The sequence below is a fragment of the Flagellimonas flava genome (genome assembly GCF_050617915.1).
GTDB lineage: Bacteria > Bacteroidota > Bacteroidia > Flavobacteriales > Flavobacteriaceae > Flagellimonas > Flagellimonas flava_A.
In genome coordinates, this window is the sequence record NZ_JBODQE010000005.1 from 371,911 (window position 1) to 391,379 (window position 19,469).

Consider the following 19,469-nt stretch of genomic DNA (forward strand, 5'->3'; position numbering starts at 1 on the left):
GCATCATGTTAAGAAAAAGCATAACCTCAATCTTTATCCTACTGCTCTCCCTCGGGGCAGTGGCACAGGAACTGACCATTCCGCAGCTTTCGCAATATATTGCGGACAACCCTTTTCTAATGTCCCCAACCTATGCGGGAATTGGCGATCACATCAAGGTTAGACTTAACGGTCTTACCCAATGGGTGGGTATTGAGGATGCCCCGGACACCCAAACTTTGGCTGCAGATGCTAGAATAGGAAATAGATCAGGCCTTGGCATGCTGATGTACAACGATAGTAACGGGGAAACCAAGCAGCGAGGAGCCAGGGTTTCCTTTGCACACCACTTGACCTTGGATAGGTATGAGGATATCTTCCTGTCCTTCGGTATTTCCTACAACTTCAACCAGTTCAGGATCGATGTGGAAAACTTTACCGATTTTGGAGGTCAAAGACCAACTGATGACAAGGCTACCACCAACCACAATTTTGATTTGGGCGTCTTATATCGATTCAGCAAGTTCTATATAAGCTTGAATGCATCCAATATTTTGCCCAAGGATTTGGCTCAGTTCAATCCTGTTTTTGAACCCAACACCTTGAGAAACTACTACGCCTATGCGGGCTATAGTATTTCCAAAAACAAAAACAGCAAACTGGAGATAGAACCTTCGGTTTTCTATCAATATTTTGAAAGTGATGGTCGATCGGTGACAGATTTAAATGCCAAATTCCGTTTTCACGATTTTGAAGATTATTATTATGTGGGTGTTACCTATCGCTTCTTGAACGATCAGTTGGGTAAACCTTTGTATATAGCCCCTATTGCAGGATTGAAAAAAAACAATTTCTACTTTGGCTATTCCTATCAGGTCATCACCAACGAGATTTTGGGATATAGTACAGGTACCCATGTTGTAACGGTGGGTATGGATCTCTTCCAGGGTATCAGTAATTGTAGGTGTATGTACTAATTACTGGGTTTCACTTATTTTTGTCCCACCAAAGCAACAATTGTGGGGAAAATAAGGCTCAACAATATTAGAGTGCACTCCAACCATGGGTGTTTAAAGGAAGAGATGCTCATTGGAAGTGATTATCGGGTAGATTTGGAAGTATATACCAACTTATCCAAACCCTCTGTTTCCGACAAACTCAGTGAAACAGTTGATTACGTTCATCTTAACAACATTGTCAAGGAAGAAATGGCCATTCGTTCCAATCTTTTGGAACACGTTGCCAAACGCATTCTAGATCGTGTTTTTATAGAATTGACCACCGTTTCCAAAGCTGAAATAGAGGTCGCAAAAATCAATCCTCCAATAGGAGGGGATGTGCAAAGTGTAAGCGTAGTTTTAAAGGCCGAAAGACCTGTTTAAAGGTTTGGGTAAGCTAAAAAAAGTAGTACATTTGCACCCTGAAATGGCATCGTGGCCGAGTGGCTAGGCACAGCTCTGCAAAAGCTTGTACAGCGGTTCGAATCCGCTCGATGCCTCAAGAACCCAACCAAATGGTTGGGTTTTTTATTCGCTAATGCGTTCTATGCCTTCTTTGATATCAAACTTTTCCTTGGGTAAAAAACCTTTGATAATCAAGACTATTCCACAAACAATGATCACCAACCCAAGTACTTTCTTAATCAACACGATTCTTTCCGCAGTCAAATACTTTTTCAATTGTTTGGCCAAAAGGATCTTAAAGACGTCCGTGATAAAATAAACAACGATCATGGTGCTGAAGAAGACCAAAATCCTGTTTGGATCGTTGTCCAAGCTAGGACCCACGATCACAATCAATCCCAACCAAAAGGCCAGTACCCCAATGTTGATAAAATTCAAAAGAAATCCTTTTATCATCAGCCCAGCGTAGGTGCCTTTGGAGGCTTTCAGGTTTTCTTTTTTGGATGCCTTTTTCGCAAAAATAACAATGCCGTATACCAGCAGAATCATGCCCCCAAAGACAAAGAGACCTGGTTGGTTGCTTAAATTTTCCAAAAGCTGAAAACTACTGAAATAGGCTATCAACAAAAAGACAACATCAGCCACAATCACCCCAAAATCAAAACTAATACCGGCCCTAAAACCTTTGGTTGCGCTGGTTTCCAAAAGCACAAAAAAAACAGGGCCTATCATAAAGGCCAATAAAAACCCCAAAGGTATTGCCGCTTGAATGTCTTCTATCATACTAATCCATCCGAATTACTTTCCCGCCAAAAACCGTTTTTTCATCCATCTTTAAAGGGTCTCCGTACACCAGAACCTCTCCTCCAGCTTTAACGTTGGCCTTCACGTAGTCCGTAGCATAAATTGCCCCATTTCCGCCAGCATTCACGGTAATTGTGGAAAATTTGGTCTTGAATTCCTTACCATTATATTCTCCCCCAGTGTTGATAATAACATCCTGCGTATCCGCAAAGCCCTTTACTTCTATTTGCCCACCTGTGATTGCTTTGACCAAAAGTTGTTCTGTTTGACAGTTGATTTCCAGTTCCCCTCCTTCTTGAGCCCTTAAATCCAATACACTTTGAACCATGGTTTCTTGCGAGCTTATCTTGGCATCTTCGTTGACATCTATAACCACAAGTTCATCCGCATGGAATAAATCAACAAAAGTTCTATAACCACTAAAAATTTTGTTAATTTCCATTCTAATTTTTAGCACACCATCGTTATTCACAATGGCCACTTTTTGTGTATGGGCCCCTTTGATCACGGCTTTGTTTTCATCCGATTTTATCAGATTGATGGAGATTCCATCAAAACCCTTAACCTCCGAAAAAGATTCCAGTTCTTTTGTAAGCTGCTCTTCTTGTGCCTGCATCAGCTGAAACGAAATGAACAGCATCAGTATTCTTAAAGCTTTCATGTTTCAAAGTATTATGCGCAATTGGTTCACAAAATGTATTCCAAAAAAATCACTTTTTCCTGCCCACAAGGGAAAAATCCAAATGTCTTTTTATTAAATCCGTTTCCTTTACCATCACATAGACCTCGTCCCCTAATTGGTACATTCGTTTGGTACGCTCTCCCACAATGGCAAAATTACGTTCATCAAACACATAATAATCATCTTTGATATCCCGTATACGCACCATTCCTTCGCATTTGTTCTCAATTATCTCTACGTAGATGCCCCATTCGGTAACACCTGAAATCACCCCAAGGAACTTTTGATCCCTGTGGTCCTCCATAAATTTAATCTGCATGTACTTAATGGAATCCCGTTCAGCATTGGCAGCCAATAACTCCATATCCGAAGAATGCTTGCATTTATCCTCATACAAAGTATCCTTGGGAGGTTTGCCCTTATCTAGGTAATGCTGCAGCAATCGGTGCACCATTACATCCGGATACCTTCGGATTGGTGATGTAAAATGGGTGTAGTATTCAAAGCCCAAACCGTAATGGCCAATGTTTTCCGTGGTGTAAATGGCCTTGCTCATACTCCTGATTGTCAAAGTGTCCACCAGGTTCTGTTCTTTCTTCCCCTTTACATCCCTTAAGAGCTGGTTTAGAGAGCTGTTCAGGCTCTTTTTGTCCCTAAGGTTAATAGAGTGTCCAAATCTTGAAATAACCCCGTTCAAGGCCATTAATTTTTCCTCATCCGGTTCGTCATGAATCCTATAAACAAAGGTCTTTTTTTGTTTGCCAATAAACTCCGCAACCTTCCTGTTGGCCAACAACATAAACTCTTCTATAAGTTTGTTGGCATCCTTGGATTCCTTAAAATAAACTCCTTTGGGTTCATTCTTCGCATTCAGGTTAAATCGCACCTCGATTTTATCAAAGGAAATGGCCCCGGCATCCATCCGTTGTTTACGCATGATCTTGGCCAATTTATCAAAGGTCAAAATCGCCTCAACAACATCCTCGGAAATGGTATAGGCATCCTCCCGAATGGATACTTCCTTTGGAATCTTGGCTTGTTTGGTTTCAATCACATGCTGCGCCTCCTCATAAGCAAAACGCTCATTGGAATTAATGGCAGTACGTCCAAACCATTGATTGATCAACTTGGCATTTTCATCCATTTCAAAAATGGCCGAAAACGTATATTTTTCTTCATTGGGCCTCAAGGAACAGGCTAAATTGGAAAGTACCTCAGGTAACATGGGAACCACCCTATCCACCAAATAGACCGAAGTAGCCCGTTCATATGCCTCGTCCTCCAAAACCGTATCGGGCTGCACATAGTGCGATACATCTGCAATATGAATCCCAATTTCATAGTTGCCGTTTTCCAGTTTTTTGAAAGAAAGGGCATCATCAAAATCCTTGGCATCCTTGGGATCGATGGTAAAGGTCAACACATCCCGCATATCCCTTCGTTTGGCAATCTCGGATTCTTTGATGGAGGTATCCAAGGTCTTGGCAAACTGCTCCACTTCATACGGAAATTCATACGGCAGACCATATTCTGCCAAAATCGAATGGATTTCGGTATTGTGCTCTCCAGGTTTTCCCAAAATTTCCAAGACTTCTCCATAAGGTGATTCGGCATCATCAGGCCAATTTCCGAGTGCAACCACAACCTTGTCCCCGTCCTTTGCCTTTTTAAGTTTGTCCAGGGGAATAAAAATATCAGTATACATTTTGGGATCGGTAGGCCTAACAAAAGCAAAGGTCTTTTGCTTGTCCACAATACCCACATAGCTGCTTTTTCTTCGTTCCAGTACTTTGGAAATTTCCCCTTCTGGTTTCTTTCCATTGCGTCTGGGTCTTAGAAATATCTCAACCATATCGCCATGAAAGGCCTTGTTGAGTTTGTTGTATGGAACAAATATGTCATTATCAAAATCTTCCGTAATAATGTACGCATTCCCACTGGTGGTCAAATCCACTTTACCGGTATAATATGTATGCAACGAAGGTTTTTTCTTGAACTTGCCCCGTTCCACTTCCAAAATCCTATCCGTGGCCTTTAGCTGCCCCAATCGTTTGATCAAGGCATTCCTGTCACGGGTATCCGTAATACCCATTTTTGAGGCTATTTGTTTGTAATTGAAGCTTTTAGAAGGTTCTTTCTCCAGTACTGTAAAAATGCCCTTGGTAATCTCGTTCTTGCGTTGACTCCTGGCTCTCTTCTTTTTCTTTGACATCTACAGTTTAATTTTTTGAAAATTACGAATTATAATAAGGCAGCATCATTTTATGGCAAACAATCGTTTCACAAGAGCTGCTTTATCAACATATATTAATATTCTTTTTTCTTTCTTTTTTAAAATTTATAAAAATGATGATTATGATAGTTTGTTGAAATGTGGAATAAATTATTTACGAAAAAATTGACTTCAACAGATAAGAAAGTTTGTGAACAAACTATCAATGGAAAAGAAAATTAAAAATCAACGGATTAGATTTTTAATGAACATAATTTGATAAGTGTTTTCAACATGGATTTTTTGAAAACTAAAATCAAATTTATTGTTGATTAAGGGAAATAATTGTTGCTTAAAAGTTAATTACTTTCTGATGGATTAAACGCACAATTTTGGATTTTAATATGTAATGCCAATATTTTTTGAATAATAAAAATTTAATTCCCTCAAGTTTTCTACGAACGATCAACAAATCCCAATTTTTTTCAATGTTCTGAATATGAAGCCAATGGAAATAATAGATGATTTTTATCAACATCCCAACTTTAAAAGAATCGTACCTTTGTATTTACCAATCTAAATCTTGAACAATGAAAATAGCTATAGGAAATGACCATGCCGGTACAGACTACAAACTGGCAATTATTGGCTTGTTGAAATCAAAAGGAATTGAAATAATCAATTATGGTACCGATGGTACTGACAGTGTGGATTATCCGGATTTTGTGCACCCTGTTGCGGATGATGTTGAAGCGGGTAAAGCAGACTTGGGCATTGTCATCTGCGGCAGCGGAAATGGGGCTAGCATGACCATCAACAAACATCAAAATGTAAGAGGGGCCTTGTGTTGGAGCAAGGAAATTACCGCTTTGGCCCGTGAACACAACGATGCCAACATTCTAAGCCTTCCAGCCCGCTTTATAGCACTCCCACAAGCTCTGGAAATGGTGGAAACTTTCTTGAATACAGAATTTGAAGGCGGTCGACACGAGCGACGCATTGAAAAAATTCCCTGCAGATAAGATGGATTAATGGGGCACCACCACTATCATGGACATTCGCATTCCCACAATGATTTAAAGGGAAGGAATCTTCTCATATCCATAGTTCTCAATATTGCCATTACCGTTTCACAGGTAATAGGTGGTCTTATTTCCGGTAGTCTTGCGCTCTTGTCGGATGCCCTGCACAATTTCAGTGATGTCCTCTCCTTGGTCATCAGCTATGTTGCTGCTTTGTTGGGGCGAAAAAAGGCCTCAAAAAACAAGACTTTTGGTTATAAACGAGCCGAAATCCTGGCTGCCTTCATAAACGCGGCAACCTTGATGGTGGTAGCCGTTATTTTGATGATTGAAGCCGTGGATCGCTTTTTTGAACCCCAGGAAATAGAGTCAAATCTGGTTATTTGGTTATCGATTATTGCGATTTTAGGTAATGGATTTAGCGTGTTGTTACTTAAAAAGGATTCCGAGGACAATATGAACATGAAATCGGCCTATTTGCATTTGCTTACGGACATGATGGCTTCCGTTGCGGTCTTGGTAGGAGGTGTATTGATGAAATTTTACCAAATTTTCTGGGTAGATGCCGTACTTACGATGGCCATTGCCCTGTATCTAATTTATATGGGATACGATTTGTTAAAGGAATCCACCAAGGTGCTGATGCTGTTTACCCCTTCAACAATTGAAGTGAAGGAAATTGTGGAATCCATTTGTACCTTGGAACCAGTTAAAAATGTACACCACGTACATATTTGGCAGCTCAACGAAGAGGAAATTCATCTAGAGGCGCATATCGATTTTAAGGAAGACATCAAACTATCAGAATTTGATAAGATTTTGGTTGATATTGAAGAGCATGTATATCATAAACATGGTATCAACCATGTAAACATTCAGCCCGAGTTTGATAAATGTGATTCCAAAAGCGTAATTGTTCAGGATTGATGGAAATACAGATAAAAACCTTTGATCAATTAACTACCAAAGAGCTCTACCAGCTTTTGCAATTGCGAAGCGCCGTTTTTGTGGTGGAACAAGATTGCGTGTACCAAGATGTGGACGGAAAGGATCAAAAGGCAATCCATGTTTTGGGAACAAAAGAAGGCAAACTTGTAGCTTACACCCGAATGTTTGGCCCTGGGGATTACTTTGATAATCCAAGCATTGGAAGAGTAGTGGTAGCCCAGGACGAAAGGCAATATGGCTATGGCAAAGTGATTATGGAAGCCTCCATCCAAGATTTGGAATCCAGATTTCCAGAGATGGCCCTAGAACTTTCCGCACAGACCTATTTGTTAAGATTCTACAACAGTTTAGGTTTTAAGGAAACGGGTGCGGAATATTTAGAGGATGGAATTCCGCATGTGAGGATGGTGAAGCAGTAAACTTTTCGCAATACATTTTTCATTTGGATTTTGAACAATGTAACTTTTAAGTTACCTTTATGATAATGAAGAGGGTTAGGGAGGTAGTCCAGTATAAAAATTATTTCGAGGAGTTTTTGCTAAAGCAACCCAAAAAGGTTCAAGACAAAATATTCAAGGTTATCGAAATTATTGAAACCTACGAATGAGTGCCTTCTAACTACCTTAAAGCCATTTCAGGGGCAAAGGGTCTCTATGAAGCAAGGATAAAATTGGGCTCCAACATTTGGCGGGTGTTCTGCTTTTTCGATAGCGGAAAATTGGTAATCCTGTTGAACGGATTCACAAAGAAAACGCAAAAAACCCCACAGAAAGAAATAGACAAAGCTGTTACACTAATGCATATGTGCTATGAAGAGAAAAGGAAATAAAATGGACACTAAAAGCTGGAAAGACATCAAAGATTCTGTTTACGGAAAAAAAGGAACAGAACGGAGAGATGAACTGGAACGGGATTTTGAATCATTTAAGATTGGGCTTTTGTTGCGCAAGGCCAGAGAAGAAAAAAACCTTACCCAAGCGCAGTTGGGCGAATTAGTGGATAAAAAACGCACCTATATTTCACGGGTAGAAAACAACGGGAGCAACCTTACCCTAAAAACCCTTTATGACATTGTTGAAAAAGGGCTTGGGGGCAAGGTGAATATTTCCATTGAATTATAGGGCTATGAGAGTAACTTTAATAAGCATTCCCGTATTGGACCAGGAAAAAGCGCTAAAATTCTACACAGAAAAACTTGGTTTTATCAAAAAACGGGATATTCCCCTGGAAGGTGGCAATAGATGGTTGACCTTGGTTTCGGCAGAGAATCAAGATGGCCCCGAACTTTTACTGGAGCCTGCCCCCCTTCATTTTGAACCCTCAAAAGTATACCAAGAAGAGCTTATGAAAGCTGGAATTCCCTATACCCAGTTTGATGTGGACGATGTGCAAAAAGAACACGACCGACTTGTGGATCTCGGGGTAGAGTTTAGCGTAAAACCCACCGCAATGGGCACTGTAAAAGTTGCAGTTTTGAATGATACCTGTGGGAATAATATTCAGTTGGTGGAGGAATTATAAAAGTATCTTTCTAACTTTTATCGATTACTCAACCAATCACCCACTTCACTCATTCTTGATTTCATAAACCGACTCGAACAGGTACTTTTGGTTTGAACAATTAGCCAAACCGCTGTGAAAAAACTCACATTGCTCACATGCTCATTCATTTTTAATCTTGCCTTTGGACAAACAACAGACTATTTGGGTATAGTCCTAGCTAAAAGCGACAAAGGCCCATTGCCCGCGGCAATAGTAATTGTAAAAGGCACAAAAATTGGGACACAAACAGACTTTGATGGAAATTTTAAGATTGCAGTTCCAGATTCGTTGAGCGTGCTGACCATTTCATACATTGGCTTCAAAACACAGGAAATAAAATTGGATGAACCACGGCTACTGGAAATTGTCCTCAAAGAAGATTGTAACATATGTTATTTTGATTATCAAGATATAGGTATTCATGCCATGAGTGGTGTATTTAACAACCCTGTTGGCGGGCAATTGTATTTTTCAACACCAGCCATGTTTGGCGGTACCACTTTAAAAGCAAATTTGGCTTACCAAACCAACTTTGGAGAAAATAGGTTTTTAAGTTCTTCCGTTAGTTTAGTCCATTTGTTCATGGATTGTGGGTTTGATTTGGATTTAAAAGCATCCCTCAAAAACTTAAACCACAACAATAATGTAGACTCACAGAGCTATAGCTTAGAAAGCAGTATAAATATTAGAGGAATAAACCTACTGGCTGGATTCAGTACTATAGATTATGTGGAATCGGATAAAAACAAAATGGTTAATTCAAGCGGACCGTTAGTTGGTTTTGGCAAGTGGCTAGGTGAGCCTTTCTATGCTGAATTTAATGCAACAATGAGCGTTTACAGAAATTTGAGCGAATATCAAGTGGAGGTAAAACGTAATTTTAAACGAATATCAACTTTTATCCGATATAACAAAATAGGCGCGTTTAATGAAATAAGCTTGGGAGTAGGATATCAATTTAACTACTATTTGAAAAAAAGAGAAAAGTGATAGGAAACAAAGATTTTATGAAGGTAAAATGCTTTTTCCTTTTGGTCTTGATTTTACCCATGTTCAATTTTGCTTTTGGCCAACAGAAACTTACAGGATATTATGCAGAAAGCAGGGAAAAAGCAGATTTGGTTTTTGATAAGATCATTCTAAATCAAGTTAATCAAAGTTGCCCATACTTGCTTTTCTCTTCAGGAAATAAACATTACCTGATTATCCTAGATAGAGGAACCCATTATACAATAGTTCGTGCTAATCTTGATTTGATTGATAAAGTTGAAATCAAGAAAGTAAAAAATGAAATCAAACCAAACGAATTGCTTGCAAAGGCATTTGACTTCTCAGTTTATAAGAGTGAATTTATCTCCTTTGAATCTGATTTTTTCAAGGAAGGTTATGAAATTGCTAGGGGAAATCCTACCTATTTTGTGGTCAAGGATAAAAACAAAAAAAGATACGGAGAGTACGTTTTATCTTTTTTCGTCTCGCCAGTTCCTTATAATAAAAAGGTATATGGCTATATAACCTCTACCCTTATCAACATGACTGAATGATTTAACTCTCCTAATATCAAAAATTTCTTACTTTCCCCTTGTGAACCATCTGCCCAAATCCAAACAAGAAGAATTGCAACTGCTTACCCAGCAGCTTTCCGCCTTTAAAGAAGTGGAAATGGTGATTCTCTTTGGCAGCCACGCCCGCGGTAATTGGGTAGAGGACAAATACGTGGAAAAAGGCATCACCTACGAATACCGCAGCGATTTTGACCTCCTTGTAGTGTTCACCCATGAAGATTTAAAGCAAAAATTCCGGATAGAGGGCAGGATAAAACAAGAATTGGTGGATTCCGGAAAAGTGACCACACCCGTAAGCCCGATCTTCCACGGCATAAAACAACTTAACGCCTCCTTGGCCCAGGGCAATTACTTTTTTAAGGACATTAAAGAAGAGGGGATTGTACTCTACGATTCCGAAAAGTTTAAGCTCGCCAATCCCAAAAAACTCACCCCAGAAGAGTACCGCCAAAAAGCCCAAGACCATTTTGACCAATGGTTTAAAAGCGCGAACAGTTTTCTTATCGATTTTCAACATGGAATGGATAGAGAGGATTTTCATAAAGCCGCATTCTATCTCCATCAGGCAGTCGAGCAATTCTACACTACTATTTTGCTCGTCTTTACGGACTACCGCCCCAAAGACCATAATCTGGAGACCTTGGGCATAAAAGTGGAAATGTGCGATGCCGGTTTTGCTGTCTTCCCCAAAACAACTGACCAAGAAAAAAATCTGTTTGAACTCCTTAAACGCGCCTACATAGATGCTCGCTATAAAATGGATGAGTACACTATCAGCAAAGCTGAATTGGAGCATCTGGCTGGGAAGGTAGATGAGCTAAAACAACTAACAGAGAGTATTTGTAAATCTAAAATCAATAAAATTGGCACAACGTAATTTTGGTAAAAGAGTTAAAACATGGGCCGCCTTGCTTGGCTTTATGGCATTGGTGGGGTGCAGTAAAGATGCAGAAATATCTCCAGATGCTATACTTGGAGAGTGGCTAACTGTGGGGCGTGAGACAAAATCCGGTGTTCCGGATGAGATATCATTTTGCGAAGCGCGTATTTACAGGGAGTTTAACACGGATGGCAGTATGGTCGCCAAATGGACAACAGGTGATGCCCCAACGGAATGTGCTGATTTGAGTCTCTCGACCTTAAAATGGAAAAATATTGGAAACAATAGATGGGAGCTGGGTACCGGGGTACTTGTTTTGGGAATTTTACGGTTAGAAGGAAACCGAATGGTAGAAGAGAACCAGGATAACGATTGGGTTTATTTCTACGAAAGAAGATAAGTAATAGTTTTACCCGCTCGGATAAATGAACTCAAACAGCTTACGGAGGAGATTTGTATGGTGAAGATCGGGGAAATAAGAGAGAAATGATTTATTCGCAAAGTGTCCATAAAATCAAATGAAACCAACCTCAATCACCAGCCTAGCATTTATAATTACCTTTTGTTTTTCATGTAGCACTCCAAAATTTGTTACTAGGGATGACAGTTATCAAAGAATCAATCTTGATTTGAATCCTGCGGCAATAATAATTGAGGACAAAAGGGAAAATGTTGCTGTTTCTGACGATTTGAAAATTCCTTTTTTTTCTAAAGGGGGACAATATGATATGGTGGCCCCACCACTCGATAACAACCATGAAAATATTATAAGGCAAACCATTTTGGACAACCTAAGCTCTCAATCGACTAAATCCGTAATATTAAAGGCCCAGGTTCTTGAGGCAAGAAAAGAATTTTCTGCGACGTTTTGGTATGAAAAAGAAACTTCGTACGTGGAACTGAAAATAACCATAAATATTAATGGGAAAGAGATTGAAGTTATTGAAGCAGGAGAGTTTTATAAGAAATCAGCTGATGCAACGTATAAAAGATCTGATCGGATATTTGATAACGCTTTAAAAGAAGTAACGTATAGAGCATTAAAAAGACTTGAAAAGAGTGCTGGGATTCCGAAAAGGGCTGCACTATGAACGAAAACGAAAAATACTTCAAAATTTCCAAAAGCGGCCATGTCCACACTTTAAGCAGCCGCACTCCATTTAAATGGAAAGAATTAATGATTTGGACTTCGGCTTCGTTCGTTTTCTTGCTCATTTGGACAGGTTGGCTGGCCGTTCTTTTAATCACTATTCTTACATCAGTTGGATATATGCTTTACAGGTTTGCGGCTTGGGTGTTCTATGCAGAGTTAAAAATCGATGAGAAAAGCGGCAAAATCATTCGTTTAAAAAAATTTCTGGACAGTGTCCAAAAAGAGGAGTTGATCGCCGAAAATTTTGACCCAAACCGATTTGAATTCACGGAATTGATCCGAAGTGGGAAAACAAAATACCTAATGTCTTATCGGACACATAAAAACAATGAACTTTTGATTTTAAGAAGCCGAGCGGACAAAGAATCCGTTCAAAAATATATTTTGGAAAAAATCAGCGGAACCTAAAATCATTTAAAAGGTAAGCACAATGACAACACCAGATCACATTACCCTCAACGGCTATAAACATGTTTTATATGAAGGAGAGAGGTATTCAATAGATGAATCTAAAGAGCGCAGTCAAGAATTTCATAAATGGTTGGATAAACGCAGGTCGGTTAGGGAGTTTTCAAACCAAGATGTACCCAAGGAAATCATAGATAATTTAATTTTAAGTGCGTCCACAGCACCTTCAGGCGCCCACAAGCAACCCTGGACCTTTTGCGCAGTATCCAATCCAGTTTTGAAGACAGAAATCCGCAAAGCTGCCGAAGCTGAAGAAAAGGAAAGCTATGAACACCGAATGAGCGAGCGTTGGAAAAAGGATTTGGAACCCTTGGGAACGGACATGCACAAACCTTTTTTGGAAATCGCGCCTTGGTTGATCATAGCCTTTAAAAAGGTATATGAGTTTGACGAAAATGGAGAAAAACACAACAATTACTACGTAAATGAATCCATTGGGATTGCTTGTGGCATGCTGATTTCGGCCATTCACAATGCTGGGCTGGTTACCCTGACCCACACCCCAAGCCCCATGAATTTTCTAACCAAAATATTGGATAGGCCGAGCAATGAACGAGCCTTTTTATTACTTCCAGTAGGCTATCCAAAAAGTCCGGCTTATGTGCCGGATATCCATAGAAAGGGACTGGATGAAATCGCCATTTTTTATGAATAGTTCTTCGTTCTTTGAGAATTTTACCAATTTTTGGTAATTTTATACAAAGAACAAAAATGAGCAAAAACACATCCATATCACTAGGGAATTATTTTGATGAATTTGTGCAAAATCAAGTTTCCGCAGGGCGATATAAAAATGTTAGTGAGGTGATTCGCGCCGGACTTCGGCTTTTGGAAAACGAAGAGAGCAAGGCATTAGCTTTAAAAAAGGCTATTCAAGCAGGCTTGAATAGCCCAAGGATGGAGAATTTTGACTTGGACGAGAACCTTCAAAACCTAAAGGCGGCAAAAGAAAAGAATGGCTAGGATTATCTGGAGACAAAGAGCCATTGAAGACTTGAATGCCATCTGGGAATATACCTTAATAGCGTGGTCAGAAAACCAAGCTGACACCTATTATAATGCAATAAAATTTGCAAGTAATGAAATTGCCGCAAATCCTCTCCTTGGAAAAACGTATTCCGGTATTAGTAATGATCTGCTAGGCCTAAAATCAGGTAAGCACATCATATTCTATCATGTTGTTTCAGAAAATGAAATTGAGATTATCAGAATATTGCACGAAAGAATGGACCTTAAAAACAGAATATCATAAGCACATTATATTAATCTCTTTCCTACCCCGATACTGTACAATAACTCTAGCTTTAAAATGAGGTTAACGGGCTTTTCTATCTTATTTCTTCTCGAGAAAAAAAGATAACCTTCCGAAAACGAATCGAGGTTTTCCAATTGCATTTTGCCATGATAATGCGGTTGGGAGTGGGTCAGTCTCATCATTTTTTCGCGGGTTATGCCCTTGGAATTCAAGAAATCCAGCAGCTTTTTACGGTTTACAAAGGTGATATTGCAAGTGGTGAAACAGTCCTTTTCATCTGCATAAATTCCGGTAATCAAGGAATAGAAATCGGTTTTTTTGTTGACGTCCAAAAACCAGCCTATTTTCTGTTCTCCGTCTTTTTCATAGCACAATTCAAACGCAAAAGTGGGGAGGTTGGTGTTGAGATAATCTAGTTGCGCCTTTTCGTCAATATGGTATACGGAACCCGTTTGTTTGTGGGTGAATGTCAAGTCAACACCTAAAAGCTGTTCTTCTATATTGGAAGTACGTTTAAAAGAATAGTACTTCAAACACTTTTGATACTGGCCATCAAGAAAATGGGAAAATAGCCGCTCCCTGGATAAATCGTCTTTAAAATTACTCTTCAAATTCCCGGATTTTCCGGAACAGGGCCGAGCCTATTTCTTTAACCACACCTATCACTAAAGCATTGCCCATAAAAAAAGCACGCTTGGCATCGGAAATGCCCTCAAGTTGGGTGTGATTGTCCGGAAACATGTTCAACCGTTCCAATTCTACTGGGGAAAGCCTACGCAATCCCTTGGGTGTTTGCACCACATGTTTAAACCGGGATGGGGACTTTCCGCCCTCTCCGGTAATAATGGTTCTGGAAGGTTGATCAAGGGCATCTGGGAAAACCATACTGCCCTCACTATAATTATATTCAAAACCAGCTTTGGTTCTTCGAATTTCTTTTTTCGCCCCTTTTAAATACTCCCATTTTGGGAGCTCCTCTTCGGAGATAAACAGGCTTTCATCTGCACTTCCGTTTTCCAAAATATCGGCAAGCACCTGTCCCTTTTTTTGGGGAAGCGGTTCCGTTTTTAAGGTGGACACCCGTCCGTCAATGCACACTCCTGAATTTAAAAAGGGGGAAAGCCCTTTTTCAGCATTGAACCCCTCTGAAAGTTCTACCAAACTTTGGTCTATGGAAAAGCGCTGGACTTGTTGCGAGCTAGCTTTAACGGCAAATGCCGAGGCTAGCGTTCCTTGCTCCAATATCCAATCTTTGGCTGGAGCTTTTCGCAGAGACTCGAAAAGGGGTGAGGACTTGTGGTAGCCCAGGAAAAACACCCGCCTTCGGCGTTGGGGCATTCCATACTCAGCAGCATTGATCACACGCCATTCCACCGCGTAGCCCAAGTCGTTGAGACTTTTCAACATAATGGCAAAATCCCTTCCGCGTTGCGAAGATGGAGATTTTAAGAGCCGATCTACATTTTCAAAAAAGAGGTATTTGGGCTTGTTTTTCTTCTCGGACAAAATACGGTGGATGGACCACCAAAGCACACCCTTTTTTCCAATAAGCCCCTTGGAATTTTTTAGAGTTGTAGCCACGGAATAATCCTGGCAGGGAAACCCACCGACCAACATATCATGGTCAGGAATTGCATCCGTGGACACTTCTTCAATATTTTGGTTGGAATGGTTTTCGGCCCCAAAACGGGCTTCATAAACCAAGGAAGCATGTTGCATCTTGGTGGAGGGCTCCCATTGGTTGCTCCAGACCACCTTAAAGTGCTCGGTGTCCTCCAATCCCAATCGGAACCCCCCAACTCCGGCAAAAAGCTCACAAACCGTCAACTGCATTCCCAAAAATAGGATTTTCTATAAGTCCTTCAGGATTCTGATGTATTTTTTCCAAGGGCCTACATCCTTGGCGTAGTGTTTAACCATTGCACGGCTAAATTGATTGATATGCGCCAGATCATGAACCGTCCAAGTGGAGAGCAATTGACTTAGTGTAACTTCTCCCAAGTCGGGATGTACGCCGGTTTTATCCAAATCTTCTTCGCTCAAATTCCAGGATTTAAGCTGGTTCAATGACGATTCCCGAAGGCTGGCAAATTCTTCCAACAGATCTTCCATGGTTTTCCCTTGGGAAAGTTTTTCCTGGGCAAAACGGTCAAATGGCGCAAAAGTCCTATCCGGACCATCGCTTAAAATTATTTCAGCCCGGGGAATCCAATCGGTTTGTTCCCCATGAATAAGGTGCCCTACAATATCATAGGCGCTCCAGGTACGGGGGCCTTCATTGATAGTGGCCCAGTCCGCATCCAATTCGTAAAAAAGGGCCTTAAGAACTGCGGGAGTCCGTTCCAGTATTTTGATGGATTTGTTCAATTCGAAATTCATGATCGTTGTTTTTTAGCTTTTGACAATGATTGATTAAATGAAGCTACGGCCTTGGAAATATCATCTTTGGTAGTTGCCCAAGAGCAAATGCTCACACGGATAACCTTTCTGTTTTTCCACTGCGAACCTCCAACCCAACAGACTCGTTCTTGTTGAATGTTGAACATGGTGTTCTGGGTCAGTTCATCTGTTTCACATTGCACCAAAACTTGGTTGAAAACGACATCATTAAGCACTTCAAAACCTGCTATTTTTGAAATTTCATTTTTAAACTTGGTTGCCCTGTGGTGCATGGTTTCAACCAGTTCGGATACCCCTTCCCTGCCCAAATATTTTAAGGCTGCCCAGAGCTCAATAATACGGGCGCGTCTAGACATTTCTGGGGTATAGAACATCCCATCGCGTTCTTCTCCTTTTACAATATAACTACCTGTCATGTGCAAGGCTGATTTTAGCGCTTCAGGATGTTTACAAAGAATGATTCCGCTATCGTAGGGAGTGTTCAGGGTCTTGTGGGCGTCCACGGCCCAGGAATGGGCATGCTCCATACCATGGGTAAGGTGGGAGAGGTTTTTTGTCGCTCTGGCCCAAAGCCCAAAAGCCCCATCAATATGGATCCAAGCCCCTTTTTCAGCCGCCTTTTTGCAAATTACCTCAAAATCATCAAAAGAGCCGGAATTTACATTCCCCGCCTGAAGAATTAGAATGCAGCTATCATCAAGTTCCGAGATTTGGGAGGGGATGATTCGGCCTTGGTCATCCGTGTCCACCCATTCAATATTTTTATAGCCAAAACCCAGCAAAGAAATAGCCTTGATCACTGTGGAATGCGCTTGATTGCCTGTAATGACTCGCAGTTTTGGACTGCCGTTCAGACCATTTTCGTTCACGTTCCATCCCAATTTTTCAAGTTGGTGGAATCGACCAGCCGCCAAACCGCAAAAATTGGCCAAGGAGGTTCCGCTGACAAAGCCCGCGGCGGTATTGTCGGCCAGATTAAATAGCTGCCGTAGCCACTGCTCAACAACGGACTCCAGCTTGCTTCCAATAGGCGATAATACTTGCATGGCTGGAGCTTGGTCCCAAACCGTTGACAGGGATTTTGCCGCAAGGGTAATGGGGAGTGAGCTGCCATTTACAAACCCGAAATAACGGCCACCAAGAGTAGCAACTGTGGCAGAACCTCCATGAGTGTTCAATTGTTCCAAAATTTGGGAGGAATCCCCGCTATGTTCGGGTAGGTCCTCTTCAAAATGTTTCAAGTTTTCCAGGGCTTCCTCGGAGGGGTATACATTTCTGTCGAATACGGTATCAATATATGATTTGGCATAGTCGTGAGCTGCTGTCAAGTCGGATTTGGTTTCCAACTCGTGAAGCATTTGTTCTTGCAGATTTTTCATATTGATATATTGAAAATTATCGATTTAAAAACATAAAATTTTTAGAGCTCTTTGCTCATTTCCTTTAAATAGGCTTTAATGTTTTTCTCATTGCGTTGAAAGTAGGTCCATTTTCCAATTCGGGTAGGGGTGATAAGCCCAACATTTTGAAGCTGCGACAAATAGTTGGAGATGGTGGACTGTGAGAGGCCGGATTTCTCAAAAATATATTGCCCACAGACCCCAAATCTAAAATGCCCCAATTCCTTATGTGGTGGAAATTCCTTGGAGGGCTCCTTCAACCATTTAAGGATATCCACTCGGGTTTTGTTGGAGAGTACTTTATTTATTTCAACGACATTCACTTTTCAAATATAGTAAATATCGAAATATGTCGATATAACATTTGCGGCAATCTAACATTATAGGGATTATTCGCCCAAGCGCTTTTGGACAACTCCCTTTTTGATCACGGTGTTAATTTCCAATGTATTGTTGATGGAAACCAATGGGTTTTTATTGAGCAAAACCATATTTGCGATTTTCCCAACCTCGATGGAACCTAAGCTATCTTGGGCATTCACCATTTTGGCCGCGTTCAACGTTCCCATTTTAAGGATTTCCAGTGGTTCCATACCCCCAAGTTCAAAAAGCTGCATTTCTTCATGAAGACTATACCCATGAAAATTAAATTTATTGCCTGCGTCAGTTCCTAGAACCATATTGATGCCAAAATCCTGTAAAAACTTGATATCCTCCACTTGGGGAACCATAAATGCACTAAGGCTGTTTTCGGTTAAACCATATTCCTCCATTAAAATTGATACATACATGTTGCTCATTTTAATCCGTGTCGGAGTTAACTCTAGTACCTTATCCCTATAGGTGGGGAGCATGGCCTCAACTTCGAACCATTCAGGATGCAAAGGATAAAGGAAAGATTTATCAATCATTAATGTCGTGACCCAATTGGGTTCTCTTTGTTTGAACTGTTCCAAAAGTTCCATTTGACGTTCATCCTGTTGCTCAATGTTTACCCCTGTAAAATGCACCAGATTTTGAACACCGCCCATAATGGCCATTTCCAACTCTTGATTGTCACTTACATGCGCAAATACTTCCAAGCCGTTTTTTGAGGCTTCTTTGGTTACCTTGTTTATGAATTCTTGCGGGATGCGCTCCACAAAGGGTGGGGCGGGGCCATCTTCTATGGTCAACTTTATACCTTGAATGGGATATTGCGCTACTTGCTTAACCAGTTTTTCAATCTGCAGGGTGTCCTTTAAATAGAAAATAGTTTCCCCATCTCTCCAATCGGGGGAAGGATACGTCTTGGAAGGATGGCGGCCTTCCATGGAAAAATGTTGACTGGTATGAAACACATAGGGAGCTGGAATGCTATCTTGATTTCCCCTATCTCGCATGGCCTTAAAATACTGGTTGGTGCAGCCCCCGCCTCCAGGAACAAATATGGAAGTTACCCCGTAGTGCATCAGTCTTGGAAAATCCGTTTCAAAATCTTTAGTGTGCACGTGGCAATCAAACAATCCTGGAATCAGAAATTTTCCAGAGCCGTCAATGGTATTTGTGCTTGGTTGGGATATGGAACGCTCAATTGCACATATTTTCCCATTCTTTATTCCAATGCTTACGGTTTGTGCGGGGTTTGCAGTGCCATCAATCAGGGTTACATCGGAAATAACTAGATCGAGTGAATCTATAGGGTTGGAATTGCAGCCCAGCAGAATGGCCAATAGAACCCACCTAAGTAAAATTTTCATTGTCTTGATTTTTATAA

Annotated in this window: 26 protein-coding genes and 1 tRNA gene; 18 read left to right on the top strand and 9 right to left on the bottom strand. The window is 40.6% G+C overall.

What is annotated here, in order from left to right; genetic code table 11:
• Positions 1-5: 5 nt before the first annotated feature.
• The 3 genes from ACRHOZ_RS14940 to ACRHOZ_RS14950 all read left to right on the top strand — a co-directional run bounded on the left by ACRHOZ_RS14940 (position 6) and on the right by ACRHOZ_RS14950 (position 1,477).
• Positions 6-956: a PorP/SprF family type IX secretion system membrane protein gene (locus tag ACRHOZ_RS14940; RefSeq protein ID WP_431127005.1), complete on the top strand. Its 951-nt coding sequence runs from the start codon at positions 6-8 to the stop codon at positions 954-956.
• A gap of 42 nt (positions 957-998) precedes the next feature.
• Positions 999-1,361 (top strand): dihydroneopterin aldolase, encoded by a 363-nt coding sequence (gene folB / locus ACRHOZ_RS14945; protein WP_431127007.1) that lies wholly within the window; start codon positions 999-1,001, stop codon positions 1,359-1,361.
• Positions 1,362-1,406: 45 nt separating this feature from the next.
• Positions 1,407-1,477: transfer RNA gene (locus ACRHOZ_RS14950), tRNA-Cys, on the top strand.
• Positions 1,478-1,505: 28 nt separating this feature from the next.
• Here ACRHOZ_RS14950 and ACRHOZ_RS14955 read toward each other — a convergent pair.
• The 3 genes from ACRHOZ_RS14955 to rnr are packed head-to-tail and all read right to left on the bottom strand — an operon-like array spanning position 1,506 to position 5,080.
• Positions 1,506-2,165, bottom strand: coding sequence for a LysE family translocator (locus ACRHOZ_RS14955; RefSeq protein ID WP_431127009.1), 660 nt, complete (start codon positions 2,163-2,165; stop codon positions 1,506-1,508).
• Between the two features lies 1 nt (position 2,166).
• Positions 2,167-2,847 carry a head GIN domain-containing protein gene (locus ACRHOZ_RS14960; RefSeq protein ID WP_431127011.1) on the bottom strand — a complete coding sequence of 227 codons (681 nt, stop codon included), beginning with the start codon at positions 2,845-2,847 and terminating at the stop codon, positions 2,167-2,169.
• Positions 2,848-2,896: 49 nt separating this feature from the next.
• On the bottom strand, positions 2,897-5,080 hold the full coding sequence (rnr, locus tag ACRHOZ_RS14965) for a ribonuclease R (RefSeq protein WP_431127014.1): 2,184 nt from the start codon (positions 5,078-5,080) through the stop codon (positions 2,897-2,899).
• Positions 5,081-5,670: 590 nt separating this feature from the next.
• Here rnr and ACRHOZ_RS14970 point away from each other — a divergent pair.
• The 15 genes from ACRHOZ_RS14970 to ACRHOZ_RS15040 all read left to right on the top strand — a co-directional run bounded on the left by ACRHOZ_RS14970 (position 5,671) and on the right by ACRHOZ_RS15040 (position 13,910).
• Complete coding sequence (locus ACRHOZ_RS14970; protein WP_431127016.1) at positions 5,671-6,102, top strand: RpiB/LacA/LacB family sugar-phosphate isomerase; 432 nt, start codon at positions 5,671-5,673, stop codon at positions 6,100-6,102.
• Between the two features lie 9 nt (positions 6,103-6,111).
• Positions 6,112-7,029 carry a cation diffusion facilitator family transporter gene (locus tag ACRHOZ_RS14975; protein ID WP_431127018.1) on the top strand — a complete coding sequence of 306 codons (918 nt, stop codon included), beginning with the start codon at positions 6,112-6,114 and terminating at the stop codon, positions 7,027-7,029.
• Complete coding sequence (locus ACRHOZ_RS14980; protein ID WP_431127020.1) at positions 7,029-7,469, top strand: GNAT family N-acetyltransferase; 441 nt, start codon at positions 7,029-7,031, stop codon at positions 7,467-7,469. The genes ACRHOZ_RS14975 and ACRHOZ_RS14980 overlap by 1 nt, the downstream gene beginning before the upstream one ends.
• Before the next feature lie 188 nt (positions 7,470-7,657).
• Complete coding sequence (locus ACRHOZ_RS14985) at positions 7,658-7,879, top strand: type II toxin-antitoxin system RelE/ParE family toxin (RefSeq protein WP_431127023.1); 222 nt, start codon at positions 7,658-7,660, stop codon at positions 7,877-7,879.
• 1 nt (position 7,880) lies between these two features.
• Entirely contained in the window at positions 7,881-8,171 is a 291-nt protein-coding gene (locus ACRHOZ_RS14990) for a helix-turn-helix domain-containing protein (protein WP_431127139.1), read from the top strand.
• Positions 8,172-8,175: 4 nt separating this feature from the next.
• Positions 8,176-8,571, top strand: coding sequence for a VOC family protein (locus ACRHOZ_RS14995; RefSeq protein WP_431127025.1), 396 nt, complete (start codon positions 8,176-8,178; stop codon positions 8,569-8,571).
• A gap of 114 nt (positions 8,572-8,685) precedes the next feature.
• Complete coding sequence (locus ACRHOZ_RS15000) at positions 8,686-9,582, top strand: carboxypeptidase-like regulatory domain-containing protein (RefSeq protein ID WP_431127027.1); 897 nt, start codon at positions 8,686-8,688, stop codon at positions 9,580-9,582.
• A 59-nt stretch (positions 9,583-9,641) separates the two neighbouring features.
• Positions 9,642-10,136: a hypothetical protein gene (locus tag ACRHOZ_RS15005; RefSeq protein WP_431127029.1), complete on the top strand. Its 495-nt coding sequence runs from the start codon at positions 9,642-9,644 to the stop codon at positions 10,134-10,136.
• Positions 10,137-10,176: 40 nt separating this feature from the next.
• On the top strand, positions 10,177-11,034 hold the full coding sequence (locus ACRHOZ_RS15010) for a HEPN domain-containing protein (protein ID WP_431127031.1): 858 nt from the start codon (positions 10,177-10,179) through the stop codon (positions 11,032-11,034).
• Positions 11,021-11,437: a hypothetical protein gene (locus tag ACRHOZ_RS15015; RefSeq protein ID WP_431127033.1), complete on the top strand. Its 417-nt coding sequence runs from the start codon at positions 11,021-11,023 to the stop codon at positions 11,435-11,437. Before ACRHOZ_RS15010 ends, ACRHOZ_RS15015 begins: the two co-directional genes overlap by 14 nt.
• A 118-nt stretch (positions 11,438-11,555) precedes the next feature.
• Complete coding sequence (locus ACRHOZ_RS15020; RefSeq protein ID WP_431127035.1) at positions 11,556-12,128, top strand: hypothetical protein; 573 nt, start codon at positions 11,556-11,558, stop codon at positions 12,126-12,128.
• On the top strand, positions 12,125-12,598 hold the full coding sequence (locus ACRHOZ_RS15025; RefSeq protein ID WP_431127037.1) for a hypothetical protein: 474 nt from the start codon (positions 12,125-12,127) through the stop codon (positions 12,596-12,598). The genes ACRHOZ_RS15020 and ACRHOZ_RS15025 overlap by 4 nt, the downstream gene beginning before the upstream one ends.
• A 22-nt stretch (positions 12,599-12,620) precedes the next feature.
• Complete coding sequence (locus tag ACRHOZ_RS15030) at positions 12,621-13,313, top strand: nitroreductase family protein (RefSeq protein ID WP_431127039.1); 693 nt, start codon at positions 12,621-12,623, stop codon at positions 13,311-13,313.
• A gap of 56 nt (positions 13,314-13,369) precedes the next feature.
• Positions 13,370-13,621 carry a type II toxin-antitoxin system ParD family antitoxin gene (locus ACRHOZ_RS15035; RefSeq protein ID WP_431127041.1) on the top strand — a complete coding sequence of 84 codons (252 nt, stop codon included), beginning with the start codon at positions 13,370-13,372 and terminating at the stop codon, positions 13,619-13,621.
• The gene (locus tag ACRHOZ_RS15040; protein WP_431127043.1) at positions 13,614-13,910 is read left to right on the top strand and encodes a type II toxin-antitoxin system RelE/ParE family toxin; all 297 of its coding nucleotides are present in this window, start codon (positions 13,614-13,616) and stop codon (positions 13,908-13,910) included. Before ACRHOZ_RS15035 ends, ACRHOZ_RS15040 begins: the two co-directional genes overlap by 8 nt.
• 5 nt (positions 13,911-13,915) lie before the next feature.
• Here ACRHOZ_RS15040 and ACRHOZ_RS15045 read toward each other — a convergent pair whose 3' ends face one another.
• The 6 genes from ACRHOZ_RS15045 to ACRHOZ_RS15070 all read right to left on the bottom strand — a co-directional run bounded on the left by ACRHOZ_RS15045 (position 13,916) and on the right by ACRHOZ_RS15070 (position 19,452).
• Positions 13,916-14,524: a hypothetical protein gene (locus ACRHOZ_RS15045; protein ID WP_431127045.1), complete on the bottom strand. Its 609-nt coding sequence runs from the start codon at positions 14,522-14,524 to the stop codon at positions 13,916-13,918.
• Entirely contained in the window at positions 14,514-15,746 is a 1,233-nt protein-coding gene (gene dcm / locus ACRHOZ_RS15050) for a DNA (cytosine-5-)-methyltransferase (protein WP_431127047.1), read from the bottom strand. The genes ACRHOZ_RS15045 and dcm overlap by 11 nt, the downstream gene beginning before the upstream one ends.
• An 18-nt stretch (positions 15,747-15,764) precedes the next feature.
• The gene (locus ACRHOZ_RS15055; RefSeq protein WP_431127049.1) at positions 15,765-16,292 is read right to left on the bottom strand and encodes a DinB family protein; all 528 of its coding nucleotides are present in this window, start codon (positions 16,290-16,292) and stop codon (positions 15,765-15,767) included.
• On the bottom strand, positions 16,289-17,692 hold the full coding sequence (locus ACRHOZ_RS15060) for a pyridoxal phosphate-dependent decarboxylase family protein (RefSeq protein WP_431127051.1): 1,404 nt from the start codon (positions 17,690-17,692) through the stop codon (positions 16,289-16,291). The genes ACRHOZ_RS15055 and ACRHOZ_RS15060 overlap by 4 nt, the downstream gene beginning before the upstream one ends.
• Positions 17,693-17,733: 41 nt before the next feature.
• A complete protein-coding gene (locus tag ACRHOZ_RS15065) occupies positions 17,734-18,036 on the bottom strand; it encodes an ArsR/SmtB family transcription factor (protein ID WP_422349564.1) in 303 nt (100 codons plus the stop codon).
• A 66-nt stretch (positions 18,037-18,102) separates the two neighbouring features.
• Positions 18,103-19,452, bottom strand: coding sequence for an amidohydrolase family protein (locus tag ACRHOZ_RS15070; RefSeq protein WP_431127054.1), 1,350 nt, complete (start codon positions 19,450-19,452; stop codon positions 18,103-18,105).
• Positions 19,453-19,469 lie beyond the last annotated feature (17 nt).

What these genes read in the sequence shown, in the direction of transcription:
- ACRHOZ_RS14940 (WP_431127005.1), top strand. Translation starts at nt 6, where the DNA reads ATGTTAAGAAAAAGCATAACCTCAATCTTTATCCTACTGCTCTCCCTC.
- ACRHOZ_RS14955 (WP_431127009.1), bottom strand. Translation starts at nt 2,165, where the DNA reads ATGATAGAAGACATTCAAGCGGCAATACCTTTGGGGTTTTTATTGGCC.
- ACRHOZ_RS14960 (WP_431127011.1), bottom strand. Translation starts at nt 2,847, where the DNA reads ATGAAAGCTTTAAGAATACTGATGCTGTTCATTTCGTTTCAGCTGATG.
- rnr (WP_431127014.1), bottom strand. Translation starts at nt 5,080, where the DNA reads ATGTCAAAGAAAAAGAAGAGAGCCAGGAGTCAACGCAAGAACGAGATT.
- ACRHOZ_RS14970 (WP_431127016.1), top strand. Translation starts at nt 5,671, where the DNA reads ATGAAAATAGCTATAGGAAATGACCATGCCGGTACAGACTACAAACTG.
- ACRHOZ_RS14975 (WP_431127018.1), top strand. Translation starts at nt 6,112, where the DNA reads ATGGGGCACCACCACTATCATGGACATTCGCATTCCCACAATGATTTA.
- ACRHOZ_RS14980 (WP_431127020.1), top strand. Translation starts at nt 7,029, where the DNA reads ATGGAAATACAGATAAAAACCTTTGATCAATTAACTACCAAAGAGCTC.
- ACRHOZ_RS14990 (WP_431127139.1), top strand. Translation starts at nt 7,881, where the DNA reads ATGGACACTAAAAGCTGGAAAGACATCAAAGATTCTGTTTACGGAAAA.
- ACRHOZ_RS14995 (WP_431127025.1), top strand. Translation starts at nt 8,176, where the DNA reads ATGAGAGTAACTTTAATAAGCATTCCCGTATTGGACCAGGAAAAAGCG.
- ACRHOZ_RS15005 (WP_431127029.1), top strand. Translation starts at nt 9,642, where the DNA reads ATGTTCAATTTTGCTTTTGGCCAACAGAAACTTACAGGATATTATGCA.
- ACRHOZ_RS15020 (WP_431127035.1), top strand. Translation starts at nt 11,556, where the DNA reads ATGAAACCAACCTCAATCACCAGCCTAGCATTTATAATTACCTTTTGT.
- ACRHOZ_RS15025 (WP_431127037.1), top strand. Translation starts at nt 12,125, where the DNA reads ATGAACGAAAACGAAAAATACTTCAAAATTTCCAAAAGCGGCCATGTC.
- ACRHOZ_RS15030 (WP_431127039.1), top strand. Translation starts at nt 12,621, where the DNA reads ATGACAACACCAGATCACATTACCCTCAACGGCTATAAACATGTTTTA.
- ACRHOZ_RS15035 (WP_431127041.1), top strand. Translation starts at nt 13,370, where the DNA reads ATGAGCAAAAACACATCCATATCACTAGGGAATTATTTTGATGAATTT.
- ACRHOZ_RS15040 (WP_431127043.1), top strand. Translation starts at nt 13,614, where the DNA reads ATGGCTAGGATTATCTGGAGACAAAGAGCCATTGAAGACTTGAATGCC.
- dcm (WP_431127047.1), bottom strand. Translation starts at nt 15,746, where the DNA reads ATGCAGTTGACGGTTTGTGAGCTTTTTGCCGGAGTTGGGGGGTTCCGA.
- ACRHOZ_RS15055 (WP_431127049.1), bottom strand. Translation starts at nt 16,292, where the DNA reads ATGAATTTCGAATTGAACAAATCCATCAAAATACTGGAACGGACTCCC.
- ACRHOZ_RS15060 (WP_431127051.1), bottom strand. Translation starts at nt 17,692, where the DNA reads ATGAAAAATCTGCAAGAACAAATGCTTCACGAGTTGGAAACCAAATCC.
- ACRHOZ_RS15070 (WP_431127054.1), bottom strand. Translation starts at nt 19,452, where the DNA reads ATGAAAATTTTACTTAGGTGGGTTCTATTGGCCATTCTGCTGGGCTGC.